We start from the raw sequence: 20555 nt of genomic DNA, 5'->3' as shown, positions 1-20555 counted from the left end.
GGTGGTATTAATTAATGGAAGAAACGGGACAATTCGCCCCGGATCAAATGATTCTGGTTGGGCCGGGCAGTCAACTCCGTCAATTGCCGTTTTAAAAGCTTCCGCAGCTCCGCATCCGACATATCCGGTTTTTGAGCCGGAGCCGTTGCAGCCGCTTGCGCTTCCGACTCGGCTTTTTTGCCGCTCAACATTTCTTTTACTCCGGCAATGTTGATGCCCTTTTCCATCAACGATTTGATATGAAGCAGGCGGTCCACATCATTAAAGGAGAACAGTCGCTGATTCCCGCTGGTACGAGACGGTTTGATCAATTCCTGTTGCTCGTAATAGCGCACCTGCCTGGGAGTGAGTTCCGTCAGTTTGGTAACGATACCTATGGAAAAAAGAGGCATGTTTCGACGGATTTCATCGCGCATGGGCAGTGCCTCCTCCCTTCGGTTTCTTTTATTGTATTCATGTCAGTTTTCATTGTCAACCCGTGTAAAGAAATTTAACAGTAAATGATGCCTGTAGCTTTCCCTATATGCCGGAAAACACTCAACCAACGGATGCTTTCCGGTTGATGATGCCACGGGTTTCAGATCATAAGGATCATAAACCAGATGATCAAGCCCGCCATCAGCAGCCCTTTGACAAAAATACCGCCCAGGAAGCCGACCAGCGTGGCGAATCCCACCTTCAGCGCTTGTTCCGCCGATTTTCCCTGGATCAACTCCACCAAAACAACCGCCAGCATCGGACCGAAGAGAAGACCGACCAAGCCCAATCCAAAAGGAGCCAACAAAATCGTAAATCCGATCGCACCCAACACGGAAGCGAGGACCGACACATTGGTGCCTCCGGATGTTTTAGCGGCAATTCCGCCGGCAATATAATCGACCGCCATGGATGCCAACGTGATCAAGCCCGCCGCCACCCAAAACGAGAGGGGAAGAGCTTCAGGATCCACAAAGAAATGAGCGATGCCGAATCCGGCCAACAGCATGGGCGTATCGGGTACAACGGGAACAAACAAACCGGCAAAACCGATCATGAAACAAAGAACGATCAACAGCCACCATAATAGTTCCACTGAAACGGATCACCTGCTTTCATTCGGATGTCGAGGAAACAGAGAAGAATGGGTCAACATGCGGTCCAAAGCGGTCAGAACACCGATCTTCACATGGGAAAAGGTCAGCCCTCCCTGCATATAAGCGTGATAGGGCGGACGCAGCGGCCCGTCTGCAGACAGCTCGATACTGGCCCCCTGCACGAATGTGCCTGCAGCCATAATCACCGGGTCGGCGTAACCCGGCATTTTCGATGCTTCCGGAACCACATGGCCGTCCACCGGAGATGCCTCCTGGATACCCTGACAAAAGGCCACCAGCAGCTCGGGTCTCTCCAGACGGATCAATTGGATGATATCCGTACGGGGATCGTCCCAACGCGGCGTGGAGAGAAATCCGGCTTCTTCCAGGACTGCTGCGGTAAATACCGCTCCCTTGAGCGCTTCTCCCACCACATGAGGGGCCAAAAAAAAGCCTTGAAAATAATCACGCAAATAGCCGTGGGTGGCTCCGCCCTCCGCCAGAATACCCGGTGCAACCAGACGCGCGGCAGCGCGTTCCACCCATTGACGACGGCCTGCGAGGTATCCCCCGGATTTGGCAAGGCCGCCACCGGGGTTTTTGATTAGGGAGCCGGCCATCAAATCAGCACCCACATGGGTGGGTTCCTCATCTTCCACAAACTCGCCGTAACAATTGTCAACAAAGATCACCGCATCGGGACACCGTTCCCGGACCCGCCTCACCATTTCACCGATGGCTGCGACAGAAAAAGAGGCCCGTTCCGCGTATCCCCGAGAACGCTGGATCGCGACACATCGGATATCCGAACCAGCCGCTTCCGCAAAAGCCGTCCAATCAATTCCGCCCGCCGGAGTAAGCGGGATCGCTTGATACGAAATCCCTAGGTCAGCCAGGGAGCCGCTACCATCGGCTTCACGCCCGATCACCGGCTGCAGGGTGTCATACGGCTCTCCTGTCAGGTATAGGAGTCGGTCGCCGGGGCGCAACACTCCGAACAATGCCGCTGCAATCGCATGGGTTCCGGACACGATGTGAGGGCGAAACAAAGCCGCTTCCGTCCCGAACATCCGGGCAACAATCCTTTCCAGCGCCTCCCGGCCCCGATCATCGTAACCGTAACCGGTGGAAGCAGCCAGATGCCCTTCATCCACCCCTGCATCGCGATAAGCACGCAACAGCCGCCACTGATGGCGATCCACCCGCTCCCCGATCGCTTGAATCTGGGGAGCAATCCGTGCCTCCGCCCGCTCTGACCAGTGTCGCAGCTCTTGTTCATGTTGAAAGTATTGATACATCATCCCATCATATCCTCTGTCAAGTTAAGGTTTCAGCCGGACCACATCACGCATATACTCTTTCAGTTCCGCAGACATCTGTTCATACCGGCGCCGCGGAAGATGAAAGTTCACCTTCATCATCAAGCCGTCCACCTCGGAGTGTGTCACATCCGCCAGTTGATACAGACGGGAAATCAGCTCTCCCCGAGAAACCGGAATTTCGGCGGAACCACGCACCTGCACCTGAACCAGCAACCGATCCACCGTCTGTTTCAGCCGTTCCAGATCGCTGTCGCGGAAAGCGGAAATCTCGATGGACTCCCCGTCCGCTGTCAAAAGTTCTCCCTTGGACCGATCTGCTTTGTTCAATACCGTCAACACCGGAATATGCGAAGCATCCAGCTTGACCAAAACCTCCTCCACCGCCCGGATCTGCTCCGGCGCTTCCGGATGACTCTTGTCCACTACATGCAAGAGCAGATCCGCTTCCCGAACCTGTTCCAATGTGGAACGGAACGCCGCCACCAAATGGTGAGGAAGATGTCGGATAAACCCCACGGTATCCGTCAGCAGAACATCCTCTCCGGATGGCAGCCTGCAAAAGCGGGAGGTCGGATCCAAGGTAGCAAATAAACGGTCTTCCGTAAGCACATCCGCTCCGGTCAGCCGGTTTAACAATGTGGATTTACCGGCGTTGGTATATCCGACCAAGGCCACCTGCACCACATTCATTTTTCGACGCCGCGCCTGGTGAAGCTGTCGATGCTGACGCACCCGGTCCAGTTCCGCCTTCAGGTCGCGGATCCGGCGGCGAATATGACGCCGATCCGTTTCCAGCTTCTTTTCTCCGGGACCACGGGTTCCAATCCCCCCGCCCAATCGGGAAAGCTCTTTTCCCCTACCGGTCAAGCGGGGCAGAAGGTATTCCATTTGGGCCAATTCCACCTGGAGCACCCCTTCCTTGGTTCGGGCCCGCATCGCAAAGATATCCAGGATGAGCTGAGTCCGATCCAATACCTTGCAGGGAAGCAAATCCTCCAAATGGGCCAGTTGGCTCGGGGAAAGTTCCTGGTCAAACAAAACGAGGTCCGCTTCTTTTTCCTCCACCATGCGGACAAGCTCCTCCGCCTTGCCGCGGCCGATCAGCCAGGCGGAATCCAATCGTTCCCGAAGCTGGACCACCCGTGCCACTTCTTGTGCCCGGGCGGTATCCGCCAATCGGGCCAGTTCCTCCAATGATGTATGCAGCTGTTCCGATGACGTTCCCGACTTCGTCCCGCAACCAACCAAAATCGCGCGTTCAAACTGCTCGTCGATCGTCATTCATCCTCTCCCTTTGGGGCGAAGCCCCTCCTAAAATTGTCGTCCTTGAAAAGGGCACCCTCCTCCTTTGGGCGAAAGCCCCTTAAAATTGTCGTCCTTGAAAAGGGCACCCTCCTCCTTTGGGCGAAAGCCCCTTAAAATTGTCGTCCTTGAAAAGGGCATCTTCCCTCGGATTCAGAAACCATCCACTTGTGGTTCCATTATAACGCGACCGGCCTGCCGATGGAAACGGCAGGCCGGTTTACGTTAATGCAAAGACCCCTTCCTCCACTCCCGAAATACGAGATCGTCTGATTGCAGGGTCATCAAGTCATCCCGGGAGACATAACGGTTCTTTAACAAACGGACCGCTTGCAGACGAATCGCTTGTTCCACTACATTGCGTACATGACGGGCGTTTCCGAACGCATCACCGGGAAACTGGCACATCTGGGACAAATGCTTGCGCAGTTTTTCGCGGGCGGGTCCGGAAAAGCGATACTCCCGTTCCTTCACCATTCCGTCGGCAATCTTCATCAATTCCTCCAACGAAAAGTCAGGAAAGCAAAGGCGGATGGGAAACCGGGACGGCAAACCAGGATTGGATCGGATAAATCGATCCATCTCCCGAGGGTATCCGGCCAGGATCAACACAAATTCATTTTTATGGTCTTCCATCGACTTCACCAAGGTATCAATCGCTTCCTTGCCGAAGTCTTTCTCTCCACCTCGTGACAACGCATAAGCCTCGTCGATAAATAGAATACCGCCTATAGCCCGCTTCACGTGCTCTCTTGTCTTTTGAGCGGTGTGACCGATGTATTCCCCCACCAGGTCCGCCCGTTCCACTTCCACCAAGTGCCCTTGAGAGAGCACTCCCATTTCATGGAACAAGCGCCCCATGATTCGGGCAACCGTCGTTTTTCCCGTACCCGGATTGCCTTCGAAGATCATATGGAGAACCTGATTTTCCGACGTCAACCCCGCCGCCACCCGACGGCGTCCCACCGTCAGCCACGCGTACACTTCTTGGATGAATGATTTTATGGTTTTTAATCCCACCAACCGATCCAATTCATCGATGCAGCGCTTCAGTGGAAGATGCTCATTCTCCATCCACCCTTCCGCTCGCTCCACGGCAGACGCAGATCCCGCCGCCGACTCTTTTGCATGGTCCAGCACCACTTGGATCCGCCGGGTTTCTTGCGTGATCACACGGGTCGCCATCGAAGTCACCTCATTTACATTGGCTGCCCTATATATACGCAAGCGCCCAGTCGTTGGTGAAGATCACAAGAAAAACCAAGTGTGAGTCACTTGGTTTTAGCTTTCTTTATTGGAGTCATCATTGGACATCAGCGACACGGCCCGTGCCGGGGTAAACGTGGAGATGGCGTGCTTGTATACCATCTGCTGTTTCCCGTCGCTGTCGATTACAATCGTAAAATTGTCGAAGCCCCGCACCACCCCGCGCAATTGGAAGCCATTCACCAGATAAATCGTTACGGGTACGGACTCTTTTCGAATCTGGTTCAAAAACGTGTCTTGGATGTTGATTGATTGCTTCAAAGTATGTACCTCCCATGTGCGTTTTGGCATTAGTTTACTCTATTCTTGGTATGAAGGGAAGTTTCCTGCTACCAGACGACGAATTTCTTCCTCCTGGCCTTTCTGAGTACGGTCAAACCAATGGATCTCCTTCAACCGTCGAAACCAGGAAAGTTGGCGTTTCGCGAACTTTCTGGTTCGCCGTTTCACCATTTCCACTGCTTCCTCCACGCTGACTTCCCCCTCCAGCGCCATCCAACATTCCTTATAACCAAGCGCCTGCATGGAGACGGCATCCCGGGGAACCCCCTGCTCTCGCAGAGCCGCCACTTCTTCCAGAAGGCCTTGCTCCATCATGGCATCCACTCGCCGGTTCACCCGATCGTACAACACCACCCGAGGCATCGTCAAACCGATCCAACACGTACGATAACGGGCTTTCCCTTGTTGTTGCACCTCAGACAAAGGCCGGCCGGTCTCTCGATGAATTTCCAACGCCCGGATAATCCGGCGCCGATCATTGGGATGGAGGCGTTGGGCCGCCTCGGGATCCGCCTCGGCCAAACGGCTGTGAAGCGACTCATTCCCCCGTTTATCCGCCCACTGTTCCATCTCCCGGCGGAAATCCGGATCTCCTTTTACATCCGGCAAGGAATATCCATGAGTCACCGCCTGGATATACAGACCGGTCCCTCCCACCATCATCGGCAGGCGCCCCCGCGACTGAATATCGGTGATCGCCTCCCGTGCCAGGTGCTGAAATGTGTCCACGGAAAAGGGTTGGTCCGGTTCCACCAGATCGATCAGGTGATGAGGGATCTTCCGGCGTTCTTCCGGGGTTGCTTTCGCCGTACCGATATCCATGCGGCGATAAACTTGCATCGAATCACCCGAGAGAATTTCCCCGTGAAATTCCCGCGCCAGCTCCAGGCTGAGGGCCGTTTTTCCCACAGCCGTCGGCCCGACAATCACCAACAGATTTTCCCGGCCGTCACCAACCGGTGTCGATGACGCCAAAGGCATGGTGGGACGCCTCCTTTTCCACACGGAATCCCAATCGCTCAAATTCCTTGCTTCCCCGCCGCTCTTTCAGAATGACCCGCCGCCGGGCCACCCGACAAGCCTCTTTTACGGACTGTCGATCCAGGGGAGACGGGTTGGCCAGAATTTTCAAAGGTTGAATTCCTGTTGAACGTTTTCTTGTCCGTCTAAACATCGGATCAAACCAGACCACATCAAAAGCATGATCCGGACAAACGGACAGATAATCCCGATAATCGGCGATTTCCACCTGAACCCGCTTCATCGCCTCCGATAAAGCCGACGAATTCGCCGGATACCGGGCCAGTCCGTATTTTACCAGGGCAGCCACCACCGGCTGGCTCTCCAGCCCCACCACCCGACCGGAAGGCCCTGTTACATGAGCCGCCACAATCGCGTCCGCCCCCAACCCCAGCGTGCAATCCAACACTTCATCTCCCTGCTTCAGCTGTGCCGCCTCAACCAGGGCATCCCCCCCTCCGTGCCGCAACTCTTTCACCCGCAGCGCGGACAGATTGGGGTGGAAGCGAAACACCTCACCGTTTGCATTTTCCCAGCGGGCCCCTTCCGGTCCGACCACCACCGCAGCGTCCGTGTCACACTCCCGAAACAACGCCGCCAATGATCGATTCTCCCGAAGATGGACCGGTGCTCCAATCAGTTCCGCAATCCCGGCCGCCCCTTTTTCATCTTCCGGGCGCGGACGGCGGGTTGTTGTCACAAACACCATCACATCACCCGTTTAAACATTTTCTCAATCTCCCGCGTAGTGAAATGAACCAGGATCGGGCGGCCATGGGGACAGGTATAGGGGATGTCGCAGTCAGCCAACTGTTGTAACAGCTCCGTCATCTCTTCCCGACGTAGATGATGATTCGCCTTGATCGCCGCTTTGCACGCCATCATTTTGGCTCCTTCATCCCGCATGCGGGCCATATCCAAAGGACGTCCGGCCTTGAGCCAATCCACCATTTCTCGGATGAGAGATTCCTCCCTTCCTTGAGGAAACCAGCGAGGATGGGAGCGAATCATAAACACCCCCTGGCCGAAGGTCTCCATCTCCACTCCCCACTCGGCTAACTGCGGAATCCAAGCGGATAACGTCTCCGCCTCCCCCGGACCGCATTCGACGGTGAGGGGAATCAGAAGGGGCTGAGGCTCCGTTCCTCTCTCTTTCAATCCTTTGAAAAAGCGTTCATAATAAATGCGTTCATGTGCCGCATGTTGGTCCACCAAATAAAAGCCATCCTCTGTCTGACACACCAAATAGGTCCCGTGGATCTGAGCCAAGGGTAATAGATCCGGAAACGGTGCCCGATCCCCTTTGTTCTCAACAGGCTCCGCCTTTTTTTTAAAAGCCGCTTCTGCGGAATCGCTTTTTCTTTCTTTCACAGTTTTCTCTTTCCAAGTGGGAGAATCATCTTCACGGGGCAAAGAGGAACCGTCGCCATCGGCGGCTAGCATTTCTGAAAAAGCAGCTCCTGTTTCTTTCACTCCTGCAGGATAATTCCACTCATGACGAACCGGAGAGGTAGGCTTCCGCCCCCTTTCGGCAGGCCGATCCAAACGAAGCCGTTCTTGCACCGGCTTTTCCCGGTGACGCGGCTTCTCCTGCTTCCACGGATTTTCCACCGCAGGAATCAAGACCTCCCGCCGAAACAGATTTTTCAATGTTGTCTCGATCAACCGGCACAGCTCCTTTTCCTTGCTGAGCCGCACCTCCAGCTTGGCCGGGTGGACATTGACATCCACCAGCTTGGGATCCATCTCAGTCCTCATGACTACAATCGGATAGCGTCCAATAGGCAATAAAGTATCATACCCCCGCAAAATCGCTTGGGACAAGGGGATGCTGCGGATATAACGGCCATTAATCAAGATGGAGAGATAGGAGCGGTTGGAACGGGTCAATTCAGGCCGACCCGCCACCCCCTCCACTTGAAAGTCAGCATCTTCTCCGGCAAAGAGAAGCATCGCCTTGGCCGCCTGTTTTCCGTACAAAGCATGAACAACATGAACCAGTTTACCGTCGCCCGGTGTGCGAAAAATTTCACGGTCGTTGTGTTTCAATGAGAAGGAGACGGTCGGATGGGCCAATGCGATTCGGCCTACCGCATCCGCCACATGGCTAACCTCAGTGTTGACGGTTTTCAGGTATTTCAAACGAGCAGGGGTGTTGAAAAAGAGGTCCTCCACCCGGACGCTGGTCCCACGGTCCCGTACCGCCTCCTCCACTTCACGGCGGGTTCCCCCTTCCAGCCGCACACGGGTTGCCGGTTCGGCCTCCCCCCTGGATGTGGTCAGGGTGAGGCGGGAAACGGAAGCGATACTGGGAAGCGCCTCCCCTCTGAAGCCCAGGGAACGAATGGAAAAGAGGTCCCGCTCCCGCCGGATCTTGCTAGTGGCATGTCGTTCAAAGGCCAGCTGGGCATCCTCCCGGTCCATCCCCGTTCCATTATCGGAAACCTCGATCGACTGAATGCCTCCTTCACGGATGGAAACCTGAATGCGATCGGCACGAGCATCCAGGGCGTTCTCCACCAGCTCTTTCACCACCGACGCGGGTCGTTCCACCACTTCCCCCGCGGCGATTTGGTTGGCCAATCCGTCGTCCAATATACGGATCACCGGCATGGTTTATTCCCCTCCCGTCGTCGCTTTCGACTGCAACGTCCGCTTCAGCTCGTGGAGCAGCTGAACCGATTCCATCGGCGTCCGGTTTAACAGGTCCCACTCCTTTAAACGGCACAGCACCTCTTCCTCTTCCGGGGTCAAACCACCAGCCTCCGGCGGAGCCGTATACTGGAATAAGTCCAGTTGTTGGGCCGCTGCCGTCTGAGATCGAGCTTCCAGCGATTCCAGGATCACCCGTGCCCGCTGAATCACTCCAATCGGCATGCCGGCCAACTGAGCAACGTGGATACCGTAACTCTTATCAGCCCCACCGGCTTCCATTCGGTGCAGAAACGCCACTTCTCCGTCCTTTTCCACACAGCGGGCATGCAGATTCACCACACCGGGATACTCCTCAGCCAGCCGGGTCAGTTCGTGATAATGGGTGGAAAAGAGGGTTTGAGCCCCCACTCGTTCGTGCAAATACTCCACAATCGCTTGAGCCAATGCCATGCCGTCATAAGTGGAAGTGCCCCGCCCCACTTCATCCAGCAAGATGAGGCTGCGGGGAGTGGCTTGAGTGAGCGCAAGACGGGTTTCATCCATCTCCACCATAAACGTGCTCCGCCCCCCCACTAGATCGTCAGCAGCGCCGATCCGGGTGAAGATGCGGTCCACAATCCCGATTTCCGCCCTGCTCGCGGGAACGAAACAGCCAATCTGAGCCAGCAGAGTGATCAGCGCCACTTGTCGCATATAGGTGCTTTTGCCGGCCATATTGGGACCGGTAATCAAAAGGATTTGACCGTGGTCCCTTCCGATTGCCGTATCGTTGGCCACAAACCCGCCTTCATCCATCGCCGCCTCCACCACCGGGTGGCGGCCGCCTTCAATGAATAAGCCCGGTTGTTCCCCGACAGAAGGACGGATATAGTGATGACGCTCGGAGATCACAGCGAAAGCGTGGAGGACATCCAACCGGGCCACTTGATCCGCCAGGCGCTGAATACGCGGGATTTCAACCGCAATCATCTCCCGAACCCGGGTAAACAGCTGGTATTCCAGCTCCATCGAACGCTCCTCTGCCTGCAGGATGGCCCGCTCTTTCTCTTTCAACTCGGCGGTGACAAACCGCTCCGCGTTCGTCAGCGTCTGTTTGCGCTGATATCGTCCTTCGGGCAGGTGGCGCAGATTGGCTTTGGTCACTTCAATGTAGTAACCAAACACCTTGTTGAAGCCCACTTTAAGCGACTTAATTCCCGTCGCTTCCCGCTCCTGCTGTTGTAAGCGGGCGATCCACTGGCGCCCTTCCCGCTGGATTCTCCTCAGGGAATCCAGCTCCTCGTCGAAACCCTCCTTCATCAGATTGCCTTCTTTCACCGACACCGGCGGATCCTCCGCCACCGACCGTTCCACCAATTCCTTGACATCGTTGCACAGGTCCATCTCTTTTGCCAACCGGGCGAGAGAATGGTCCGCATCCGTCAACAAGGACTGAAGGGAAGGCAAGGCTTCCAGTGACCGCCGCAATGCCTGCAAATCCCGGCCATTGGCGGATCCATAAGCGATGCGGGCGGAGAGGCGCTCCAAATCGTATACCTCTTTCAACCGGTCCCGCACTTCTTCCAGCAAAATAGGATTCTCCAACAATGCAGCCACCGCATCTTGCCGTTTTCCAATCTCGGCGGGATCAAGCAAAGGCTTGTCCATCCATTTCTTGAGCAAACGGCTGCCCATGGCTGTCGCCGTACGATCCAACAACCACAACAAGGACCCTTTTCGCTTTCCATCTTTTAAGGAGGCGGTCAACTCCAACGTTTGGCGCGCAGCCGGATCCAACACCATATACTGGCGTGCATCGTATCGTTCAATCCGATTGAGATGAGTGAGAAACCGCTTTTGAGTCTGACGCAAATAGATGAGCAACAGTCCGGCTGCCTCTAGTATGTAAGGGGAAGACCAAACTTTTTCATGGCCGGGAAACTGATCCGACAATGCCTGTGACAACCTTTCCCGGCCGAGAATATCTCCGCCCGGCACCGATGTAACCAACGTGCCAAGACGTTGCCTTAACCCGTGGGGAGACGGATGTTCCTCTCCTTCGCGCACCAACACTTCCTTAGGTTGAAATGCAGCCAGCTCATCGATAACGGTGTCGGAACCCCCGGATGATTCCGTCACATAAAACTCCCCGGTGGATAGATCGGCAGCCGCCAGCGCCCAGTAATCTTGCCGGCGGATAAAGGCGGCCAGGAAATTGTTCTCCCGTTCGGTCAGCATTTTTTCTTCCATCACCGTACCGGGAGTGACTACCCGCACCACTTCGCGCTTGACGACGCCTTTTGCGGTGGCGGGATCCTCCACTTGTTCACAAATCGCCACTTTATGTCCCTTTTCGATCAACCGGGCGATGTAAACCTCAGCGGAATGAAAGGGGACCCCGCACATCGGGATCCGCTCCTCTCCCCCTTCTCTGCTTGTCAGGGTGATTTCCAGTTCCTTGGCCGCCCGTTCCGCATCTTCAAAAAACATTTCATAAAAATCGCCCAGACGAAAAAATAAAAAGGCATCGGGAACTTCTGCCTTGATCGATAGATACTGCTGTATCATCGGAGTATACTTGGCCACTGGTCAGACCCTCCGAATCGGTTATTTTAAGGTGTCTATTATTGTACCACTCTCCAGGCATCGGAACAATAAGCAGTCCCCTTTCTTGTTCGTCCTGAAGGGACAGTCAAAAGCCCCCTTACTTTTGATACGGGGGCAGCTTCCACGCTTTACGGATATCCTGTTTTTCATTCCAGGGTACTCCGGAGACGGCCATTTGGTAAAATCGATCCAAATCTTTCTGAGACCTTTCGTACTCCCCCAACCTTTTTAACGCCCCCCACAGCCCCTCCATCCGCTCCCGCACCACTTTTTTGTCCCCGCGATAGTATGCTTGCTGCAACTTGTCATCATACCAGTCATCCGTCGGAAGATAGGGATAGCGAGCGGCAATCAATTGGGCAACGGCCATCGAACCTCTCGTCAGAGTGGGAGAGACCAACCAACTGGGAAGGGTCCGGTACTCAAATCCGCCATGAAATTGGGGACGGTAATCGCCGAGAAAACCGTAACGCGGGCGGCGGCGCACCCCGTTCTTATCCTCAGCCACCATAATAGGCAGAGCCAAATAAAGGTCCAAAGCCCGAAGCAGCTGAAAAGTGAGCGGAATCCCGCTGAAATGGATATGCCCCCCCAAGGGATACTGGGGATGGGGCAAGGCCCCCGCCAGCCATTCCACTTGTTGCTCATTCACCCGCCGGGCTGCCGTTATCATACCCTTGTACATGCGGATTACCACCTGACGCGGATCTGTGCTGGGCTTGGGCCGCAGCTCAACCAACGGCTTAACGGACCGGTCCCGTCCGTGCCAAATGGCGTCGCATCCCACCTGCCCAAACCGCGGAAAATAATTGGACGCCATGACCAGGGAACCGTTTTTTCGTCTCATCAAAAATTCAGGATCCGCACCCATCATCACTTGATCTACAGGGGACAACAGCCGGGGAAGACGCCGGATATATTGTTGAATCGCCCCCGCCAGTTGAATCCCCATCTCATTGTTGAGACGGGGGTTTGGAATCACGTCCACCACCGCGATCCGGTTACCCGGTTGGATTCCCACCTTGGCAACCCCGTAGTCCAATCCCAGGGCATACAGTGCCCGCACCGCGGTTGTTTTCACCTTCCGCACTTCCTGTGACGAATCTTGCGGGGGAACCCGATTAAATGTCGGTTTGCCGCCCCTGCCCCCTGACAACCAGACAGGAGAGGTCTTCGATTTGTATAGGAGCAGCGCCTGCGTTTGAAATACCGGAACCACATATAAACGCAGCACGGTTGATCGGGAAGCGGCTACCGTAAGGCCGTGCAACTTCCAGACCTCCATCTTCCACTCCTTGGACCGTGCCTTATCGACTTGCCGGGAATCGTTTAGGCCCAGCACGGAAGAAACATAAAGGGGATCCCCGTCCCAGCGGAGACGAATCGAGGAAGCCAAGTGATTGTGGGAAGTGGTGACGGCATCAAGGAGCCGTTTTTCCACCCCTTCCTGTCCACACTCAAGCAGGAGCGGTTCCATGTCCTTTCCCCTTTCCCGTGTTTCCTATGATCAGTCCCTTGTTATGTTATGAAAACGGCCTTCAAGTGGTTAGCGGGAAAAAGAAAAAGGAGGCACCCGCCTCCACGCTTTTCGAATCCCGATCACAATCAGTCGTTCAGATCATCGATGACCAAGTCGGGATCCAGATCTTCGAAGTCGCCGGGTGCTTCCGTAGTGATAGTGGCATCATCCACTCCTTTGTCCTCCCAATCGTCCAGATCGCCGGGGGCCACCAATACATTCACCTTGGTTTCCCCCACCATCTCCACGTAGTATTCCCGTTCCACCCGTACCAAGACGGATCCATCATCAGCGATGGAAGCTTCGATGCAGTTGGGGGATTGGGTGGAGACGGCGTGCACTTCGGCGGTAGCCGTCTGCACATTGCTGTCGTAGAAGCTGAGCGGAACCTGCTCTACGAAGCGTACCGTCTGGTTTGAGACTTCTGTCTTGGTGTTCTGGTTAAAGGAGTACCAAATGTTGATATCGTAGCTTCCCAGCACTTCGATTGCATCGCCCACCCGGTTGGCTTCATAATGATGGTTTATAATCCAGCAGCCCAGGATGCTGGAAATGTTGTCCGGGGGTTGAATGGAATGCGTCGCTTGGGAAAACTTACGACCTTTGCCGGTGACCGCTTTCGTGATGATCTGCCGGCATTGCATGCCGTTCTCTGTGTTGGACACGATGCTCCCTCCTCCAAACCAATCATTCCTTACATGTGTATGCAGGGCGGGAGTCCTGGGTGCCAAAAACCCCGCGTTCTTTTCCGCGGGGGCCCGCACGGGCAGCCGATGGCCGGGCGGGGGCAAAGCGCCCATCCCCTTCCAAGTCTATGCACAAGAGGGCGTGGGTGTTCACACAGATAATGGATCTTCCTATCTCAAAAGCAAAAAAACAGCCGCCGAATGATCGGCGACCGGGAAATTCCACCCTAACAAAAGAACGTGATTCCGTTTTTTTTGCCCCTCACGAATGGGCCAAAAGATCCCATGTACAAAACGAAGCATCAATTACAACCGCAAGACCCGCCACTGCCACAACCGCCTCCACCGGGGTCTTTTCCCACTTCCACGTCCAGTCGGGCGGAGACGGAATCCGCCACGATCCGCTGCAGGGTTTGTAACAGATCATTCATTTCCACTTGAGATTGCTGGTACTCCCGTACAATCGGCAAATGGTCCAATTCGTGTTGAAGCTGGTTCAACTCGTGTTCCAGCTGCCGGATATAAGCGGTCTTTCCATAATGTTTGGCGTGCACCAATTCTTTTTGCTTCCGCTTGATCTTCTCGATCAGTTCCGACACCCTGCGGCTGTTATCAATCTGTTCTTCCGCCAGGCGGAAGCGCTGGATCTCCTCGGTCAACGACAGGCGGCGGCCCAAATTTTGCGCCAGGGCCAGCACCGGATGGCTGGGTTTAATGGTTGCCATCAGCTTCCCACCTGCCGTTTTTCAAAATCGTCCACCCACTCCCCTTTAAGTGTCCAGGTAAGGGGTTCATCAATACGAACATGGACGAATTGGCCGATCAAGTGTTTGGGACCCCGGAAATTGACCAGTTTGTTGGTACGGGTGCGTCCCGACAAGATGTCGGGGTTCTTTTTACTTTCCCCTTCCACCAACACTTCCACCGTCCGGCCGCGCAGCGCTTCGTTTTTCTTTCGACTGATTTCATCCTGTAATTGGTTGAGCCTGTACAAGCGTTCCTTCTTCACTTCCATCGGGATGTCGTCCTTCATCTTGGCAGCCGGTGTTCCCTCCCGGGGAGAGTAGATAAACGTGAATGCGGCATCGTATTCCACTTCCCGCATCAGGGAGAGGGTGTCTTCAAACTGCTCATCGGTCTCACCCGGAAACCCGACAATAATATCAGTGGTCAACACCACATCGGGAATAGCCTGTTTGATTTTACGGACCAGCTCCAGGTAATGTTCCCGCGTGTATTTACGGGCCATGATTTTGAGGATGTCGCTGTTACCCGATTGGGCCGGAAGGTGGATGTGCTCCACCAGGTTGCCCCGCTTGGCCAGTACCTCAATCAGATGGTCGTCGAAATCCCGCGGGTGGCTCGTGGTGAAACGGACTCGAGGAATCCCGATTTGACGAACATCATCCATCAGATGGGCAAATGTGTACTCCCGGTCGGTGAAGTCCTTGCCGTAAGCGTTCACGTTTTGACCGAGAAGAGTCACTTCCTGGTACCCTTTTCGAGCCAATTCGCGGATTTCAGCCAACACGTCTTCGGGACGGCGGCTCCGCTCCTTCCCACGGGTATACGGAACAATACAATAGGTGCAGAACTTGTCACACCCATACATAATGTTAACCCAGGCCTTCAGCCCGTCTTCCCGCACCTTGGGCAAGTTTTCGACGATGTCCCCTTCCTTGGACCAAACCTCCACCACCATCTCCTTACCAAAGAGGGCCTCCCGCAACAAATGGGGTAGGCGGTGGATATTGTGAGTGCCGAAGATCAGATCCACATGCTGATGTTTTTGCAGAATCCGATTGACGACAGACTCCTCTTGGGACATACAACCGCACACTCCGAGGATCAGCTCCGGTTTTTCCGTCTTCAGGGTTTTGAGACGGCCGATCTCCCCGAACACTTTATCCTCGGCGTTTTCCCGGATTGCGCACGTGTTGATCAAGATCACCGAGGCTTCCTCTTCCGATTCCGTCGGCTGATAACCCATCAGCTCCAGCATGCCGGCCATCGTTTCGCTGTCGTGAACGTTCATCTGACAGCCGTAGGTCTTGATCATATACTGCCGGCCTTGACCGATTTTTCGCATCTCCTCCGGCATATCGTCAAACTGGAGGACGGAGACCGCTTCTTTGCCTCGTTTTTTGGCCGCCTTCAGATCCGGCGGTTGAAAATAACGGGCCATTTTTTCATCCATCTATAGTCAACACCTTTCTGACAGGGTGTTTGATTCGCCTTAAAAATGAAGGCTCTGCAATTTATATATTATACCCGATTAAGCGACTCACATCAATGAAAGGGGGCATTCACCCTGTCTGAGTGCATTCTCAGGAACGAAAAACAACCGGCTTTCATCGCCGGTTGTTTTTCCTCCGTTATATAATCCCCAGCTTTTTCCCGGCACGCTCAAAGGCTCTCAACGCTTGCTCCAATTCTTCTTTGGAGTGAGCAGCCGTCACAATGGTACGCACCCGTGCCTGATTCCGGGGAACCGTCGGGAAGGCGATGCCTTGGGCGTACACCCCTTCTTCCAACAATTCGTCCGAGAATTGCATCGCCAAGGCGTCATCACCCACCATCACCGGGGTGATCGGGGTGTCGCTCTTGCCGGTGTCAAAGCCAAGCCGGTTTAATTCTTCCTTGAAAAAGCGCGTATTCTCCCACAGACGGTCAATCCGCTCCGGTTCATCCATCAGCACGTCAATCGCTTCACTGCAAGCGGCCATCACCGCCGGGGGATGGGAAGTGCTGAAGAGGAACGGGCGGGCCCGATGGATCAGGTAGTCCCGCAAGACTTGCGGGCCGGCTACATAACCACCCAAAACGCCGATCGCCTTGGACAGGGTGCCCACTTGAATGTGAACCCGGCCGTGAAGATCGAAGTGGTCCACCGTTCCCCGGCCGTTTTTACCCATCACACCGCTGGCATGGGCATCGTCCACCATGACGATGGCATCATATCGTTCACACAGCTCCACAATTTCCGGCAACGGGGCGATATCGCCGTCCATACTGAACACGCCATCCGTGACAACCAAGCGCCGACGGGCACCCTGAGTCTCCTCCAAGGCTTTTTTCAGGTCATCCAGATCGACGTGATTGTAAATCCGGCGACCGGCTTTTGTTAAGCGAATTCCATCGATGATGCTGGCATGGTTGAGAGCATCGCTGATCACTACATCCTCTTCATTGAGGATCGTAGCCAATACGCCGACATTGGCCGTAAACCCGGACTGAAACACCAATGCTGCTTCCGTGTGCTTAAATTGGGCCAGCTTTTTTTCAAACACTTCGTGCATGGTAAAGGTGCCGGCAATCGTCCGGACAGAACCCGTCCCTGCCCCATAAGCCTCCACAGCCTTCAAAGCCGTTTCTTTCAGGCGGGGATGAGTCGTCAATCCCAGGTAGTTGTTGGAGGAAAGCTGAATCACTTCCCGCCCTCCAATCGTCACAATGGATCCCTGGTCTGATTCCAGCTCGGTTAAGGAGCGAAACACCCCTTTATCCCGCCAGTCCCGGATCTCCCGCTCCAAATGTTCAAATCCCTTCATGCCCGTCCCTCCCAGTTACGTGTTCAGGGGTATAATACCACTTTCCCAGACTTTCCTCTCATCATCTGTTCAAACGCTTCTTCATATTCGTCCATAGAGAATCGGTGGGTGATCATCGGGGTGAGGTCCACCTGCCCGGAGGAGAGGAAACCGGCGGTCTGCTGCCATGTTTCATACATTCGCCTTCCGACAATGCCATGAACTTGGGCACCTTTAAAGACAAGTTCATTGGTCACATCCAGCTCGATGGGACGAGTAGGCAAACCCAGCAAGGAGACCCGCCCTCCGTACGTCAACATGGAAAAGCCCTGACGAATGGCAGTCGGGTTTCCCGACATCTCCAGGACCACATCCGCGCCATGACCACTGGTGATGGATCGTACCCGTTCCACCGGATCCTCCTCCATGGAATGAACGAGGTGAGAGGCTCCCATTTTCCCGGCCAGATCCAGCCGGTATTCGTTAATATCCAAGGCAATCACTGCGGAAGCACCGGAAGCCTTGGCCACCGCCACCGCCATCACCCCGATCGGACCACAACCGATCACAGCCACGGTACGGCCGGCGATGGGGCCGGACAATGCCGTATGAACCGCATTCCCCATCGGCTCCATGGCGGAAGCCACTTCTGGGGCCACCCCCTGCGGGTTTTTCCATAGGTTTCCCGCCGGCATTACAGCATACTCGGCAAAGCAGCCATCCCGATCCACCCCGATAATTTCCGTGTTGACGCAAACATGCGCTTCCCCTCGGCGGCATTGCGGACACGACCCGCAAACGATATGAGTTTCGGCGGATACGTGATCACCTACCGCTACATGGGTGACCCCCTCCCCCACCTCCACCACTTCACCGGAAAATTCATGGCCAAACACATAAGGGGGCTGGACACGGCTGGCCGCCCAATCATCCCACCCATAAATATGCACATCCGTCCCACAAATCGTGGTCGCTTTCACTTTAATCAACGCTTCGCCTGGTTTTGGCGCCGGAATCGGCACTTCTCGCAATTCCGCCCCAAAGCCGGCATAGTGTTTTACCAGAGCGCGCATAGTTCCACCCACGACGGACACCCCTTCTCCATCTGATTCGAAAAACCCCTTATGATATCGGTTTTATTATACCACCGTGATGAAACGAAGGTAAAGTGTCCGAACAGGAGAGACATAAGCGATTTTTTTATCAAAGTGCTCCAAAGGTCTGATTGACAGAGCAGAGGAGAAAAAGATACCATTCCCGTAGGGGAATTGTCGAAATTTGTCCATAGGAGGTCAGGCCTTTGATCGAAAAATGGTTGAACAAAGCCAAGCAATGGTTCAAGCCATCAGATCAATCTCATTCATCCGCCACCACCGTGGCGACAAAAGAAGATCCCGCCACCCCATCAAAAACCAATCGTGAACATTCATCCCCGGACCCCGGGAAAACGGAAGCCGTGAATCATCCAGATAAACCTGCATCGGATCCCCCTTCCGAAGAGCAACAGGCTTCCCCAGACACTTCACCCGATTCGACCCCTTCACCCGATGTCACGGAAACGGCACCACAGAAAGCAGAAGAGAGCCCTGTGGAGGAAAAAGAGGCTGCTCCATCCCCCGGTGGTATCGATCAAACGAAATCGGAAACAGCATCTGCCGGTGAGGATGAACCCGTCTCCTCCGAACCGGGGTATCGAATCGAAGAGGGTCGATTCCACTTCCGGGATGAAGACTTCTCTTTTACTATGCCCATCGATGAAGAGGAACAGCAGATCCTAAAGGAAGCCGATGCAAAAACGAAAGAAGCACTGGATCAACTGGATGAGGAAAACGACAAACAGCGGAAACATTGGGAGGCCAAACGGTACTGGAGTCTGCAAATCCATTACCGAGACCGTGCCCAGCATTTTTACAAGCTGCGGGATCAAGAGTCCGATGCCTTGACCAAAGCCATCTTCTATTGTGAAAAAATGATCCGGTACGCCCCGATGGCCATTTATGCCAATCGGATCGACCCCCAAGCCAAGGAGCTTCCCCAGCATTACGGCTATAAGCAGCTGGCCATCATCCGTGAACGGGAAGGCGACCTGAATGAAGCGATCCGGCTTTGCCGTCAAGCCTTGGATGAAGGATGGAAAGGTGATTGGGCCCAACGAATGGAACGATACAGCAAAAAATTGAACTCCTAATCCTCCTGACCATTTGTAAACCGTTTTTTCATCCATGTACTGAAAACGACCCGCTCTTTTTAGGGCGGGTCGTTTTTACATCCATCAGGCTGGAGGTTTACCATGTTTAATGAGTGGGTAACGATTCCGACCATCAAAACGCCACGGTTGATTTTAAGGCAGATGAATCAGCAGGATGCAAAAGCCTACGGAAGCGGTTTTACTTCCGTTCGGTTTATTGGGACGAACACGTATTCGGTTACTTAAGAGAAGAATATCCGTCGGCACCACTTCCAATACTGCCCTAACCATCAATAAAACAAACAGCCTCCTGTGAGGGGCTGTTTGTTTTATTGATGGCGAAGCCGTGCTTCCAATTCCAGGATCTTGGCGTCCCAATCCCCGTCCCATCCCTGTTCCTTTGCCTGTTTACACAACCGGAGAGCGTCTTCCCACTCATCCACTTCCGCATACAACCCTATCAAACCGTTGAATCCGGGATGTTCCGGCAGCCCAAAGTGATACGGGTCCATCTGATAGGCTTTTTTGGCCACCGGAGCGTACTCAATCTGGCGCTCGCAATAGCGAATCGCCCAATGCAACGCCACCGGATCCTCATTACGCCGTTGGAGGAAGTGGGCAATTTTAGCCGTAAAATAGTCGTGCAAACTCAGATATTTCTTGGCTTCCCATTCCTTATGAACCCTGGGGTCGGCATGGACCCGTTTTACTTCATTCAACTTCCGTTTCGCCTTTTCGTAGATCTTGGCTTCTTCGGCCGAGATCAGCATGGTAAAGGTAAGATCTTCATCCTGATAGCGAAACTGGGCTTCATATTCCTCTTGGTACGCTTTTTCTCTTTCGCGCCGGGCCCTTTCTTCCTGGATTTGTTTCCAGGCCTTTTTCACACTGCTCTTCCCCACTTCTAACCCCTTTTCCAGCCCGCTTTTTCCTTTTTGAAGACTGACCTCCCATAATCGCTTGGCCTGTTCCATCGCTTTTCGCTTTTTCTCCTCATCCTGAAAAATCCGAAGCATCTTTTCCCCTCCTCCCCTTGTCTATAACAACGACCGACACCCCTGCCGATTGAAACGTTGTTGTCCATCTGACACCCGGAAACAAGCTGCCCCAGGCGTAAATGGCACTG

At 54.4% G+C, this 20555-nt stretch carries 19 protein-coding genes; 2 read left to right on the top strand and 17 right to left on the bottom strand.

All coding sequences use genetic code 11. From position 1 onward, the window contains the following. Positions 1-11: 11 nt before the first annotated feature. The 16 genes from JOE21_RS01320 to tdh all read right to left on the bottom strand — a co-directional run bounded on the left by JOE21_RS01320 (position 12) and on the right by tdh (position 18326). The gene (locus JOE21_RS01320) at positions 12-416 is read right to left on the bottom strand and encodes a MerR family transcriptional regulator (RefSeq protein ID WP_309861406.1); all 405 of its coding nucleotides are present in this window, start codon (positions 414-416) and stop codon (positions 12-14) included. 161 nt (positions 417-577) lie between these two features. Then, the gene (locus JOE21_RS01315; RefSeq protein ID WP_309861402.1) at positions 578-1072 is read right to left on the bottom strand and encodes a DUF456 domain-containing protein; all 495 of its coding nucleotides are present in this window, start codon (positions 1070-1072) and stop codon (positions 578-580) included. 9 nt (positions 1073-1081) lie between these two features. Next, positions 1082-2371 carry a methionine gamma-lyase family protein gene (locus JOE21_RS01310; protein ID WP_309862385.1) on the bottom strand — a complete coding sequence of 430 codons (1290 nt, stop codon included), beginning with the start codon at positions 2369-2371 and terminating at the stop codon, positions 1082-1084. Between the two features lie 24 nt (positions 2372-2395). Next, positions 2396-3676 (bottom strand): GTPase HflX, encoded by a 1281-nt coding sequence (gene hflX / locus JOE21_RS01305; protein ID WP_309861399.1) that lies wholly within the window; start codon positions 3674-3676, stop codon positions 2396-2398. 246 nt (positions 3677-3922) lie between these two features. Continuing rightward, entirely contained in the window at positions 3923-4882 is a 960-nt protein-coding gene (locus JOE21_RS01300; RefSeq protein WP_309861396.1) for an AAA family ATPase, read from the bottom strand. A 96-nt stretch (positions 4883-4978) separates the two neighbouring features. After that, the gene (hfq, locus tag JOE21_RS01295) at positions 4979-5224 is read right to left on the bottom strand and encodes an RNA chaperone Hfq (protein ID WP_309861393.1); all 246 of its coding nucleotides are present in this window, start codon (positions 5222-5224) and stop codon (positions 4979-4981) included. 39 nt (positions 5225-5263) lie between these two features. Continuing rightward, the gene (miaA, locus tag JOE21_RS01290; protein ID WP_309861389.1) at positions 5264-6226 is read right to left on the bottom strand and encodes a tRNA (adenosine(37)-N6)-dimethylallyltransferase MiaA; all 963 of its coding nucleotides are present in this window, start codon (positions 6224-6226) and stop codon (positions 5264-5266) included. Continuing rightward, complete coding sequence (locus JOE21_RS01285) at positions 6195-6971, bottom strand: class I SAM-dependent methyltransferase (RefSeq protein ID WP_309861385.1); 777 nt, start codon at positions 6969-6971, stop codon at positions 6195-6197. Before JOE21_RS01285 ends, miaA begins: the two co-directional genes overlap by 32 nt. Before the next feature lie 2 nt (positions 6972-6973). Further along, positions 6974-8878 carry a DNA mismatch repair endonuclease MutL gene (gene mutL, locus JOE21_RS01280; protein ID WP_309861382.1) on the bottom strand — a complete coding sequence of 635 codons (1905 nt, stop codon included), beginning with the start codon at positions 8876-8878 and terminating at the stop codon, positions 6974-6976. 3 nt (positions 8879-8881) lie between these two features. After that, positions 8882-11485 (bottom strand): DNA mismatch repair protein MutS, encoded by a 2604-nt coding sequence (gene mutS / locus JOE21_RS01275; protein WP_309861378.1) that lies wholly within the window; start codon positions 11483-11485, stop codon positions 8882-8884. Between the two features lie 118 nt (positions 11486-11603). Beyond that, on the bottom strand, positions 11604-12983 hold the full coding sequence (locus JOE21_RS01270) for a putative amidoligase domain-containing protein (RefSeq protein WP_309861376.1): 1380 nt from the start codon (positions 12981-12983) through the stop codon (positions 11604-11606). Positions 12984-13111: 128 nt separating this feature from the next. After that, the gene (cotE, locus tag JOE21_RS01265; RefSeq protein ID WP_309861373.1) at positions 13112-13690 is read right to left on the bottom strand and encodes an outer spore coat protein CotE; all 579 of its coding nucleotides are present in this window, start codon (positions 13688-13690) and stop codon (positions 13112-13114) included. Between the two features lie 323 nt (positions 13691-14013). After that, entirely contained in the window at positions 14014-14436 is a 423-nt protein-coding gene (locus tag JOE21_RS01260; RefSeq protein ID WP_309861370.1) for a YlbF/YmcA family competence regulator, read from the bottom strand. Continuing rightward, positions 14436-15908 carry a tRNA (N6-isopentenyl adenosine(37)-C2)-methylthiotransferase MiaB gene (gene miaB, locus JOE21_RS01255; protein ID WP_309861367.1) on the bottom strand — a complete coding sequence of 491 codons (1473 nt, stop codon included), beginning with the start codon at positions 15906-15908 and terminating at the stop codon, positions 14436-14438. Before miaB ends, JOE21_RS01260 begins: the two co-directional genes overlap by 1 nt. Positions 15909-16086: 178 nt before the next feature. After that, complete coding sequence (locus tag JOE21_RS01250; RefSeq protein WP_309861364.1) at positions 16087-17262, bottom strand: glycine C-acetyltransferase; 1176 nt, start codon at positions 17260-17262, stop codon at positions 16087-16089. Between the two features lie 23 nt (positions 17263-17285). After that, entirely contained in the window at positions 17286-18326 is a 1041-nt protein-coding gene (tdh, locus tag JOE21_RS01245; protein WP_309861362.1) for an L-threonine 3-dehydrogenase, read from the bottom strand. 215 nt (positions 18327-18541) lie between these two features. Here tdh and JOE21_RS01240 point away from each other — a divergent pair, with 215 nt between their 5' ends. Continuing rightward, entirely contained in the window at positions 18542-19429 is an 888-nt protein-coding gene (locus tag JOE21_RS01240) for a hypothetical protein (protein WP_309861359.1), read from the top strand. A 102-nt stretch (positions 19430-19531) separates the two neighbouring features. Then, complete coding sequence (locus tag JOE21_RS01235) at positions 19532-19675, top strand: hypothetical protein (protein ID WP_309861356.1); 144 nt, start codon at positions 19532-19534, stop codon at positions 19673-19675. Between the two features lie 83 nt (positions 19676-19758). Here JOE21_RS01235 and JOE21_RS01230 read toward each other — a convergent pair whose 3' ends face one another. After that, the gene (locus JOE21_RS01230) at positions 19759-20445 is read right to left on the bottom strand and encodes a hypothetical protein (RefSeq protein ID WP_309861353.1); all 687 of its coding nucleotides are present in this window, start codon (positions 20443-20445) and stop codon (positions 19759-19761) included. Positions 20446-20555 lie beyond the last annotated feature (110 nt).

The organism is Desmospora profundinema, assembly GCF_031454155.1.
Lineage (GTDB): Bacteria > Bacillota > Bacilli > Thermoactinomycetales > DSM-45169 > Desmospora > Desmospora profundinema.
Note: the sequence above shows the minus strand (reverse complement) of the source record. Positions and strands in the feature narration are given on the sequence as shown.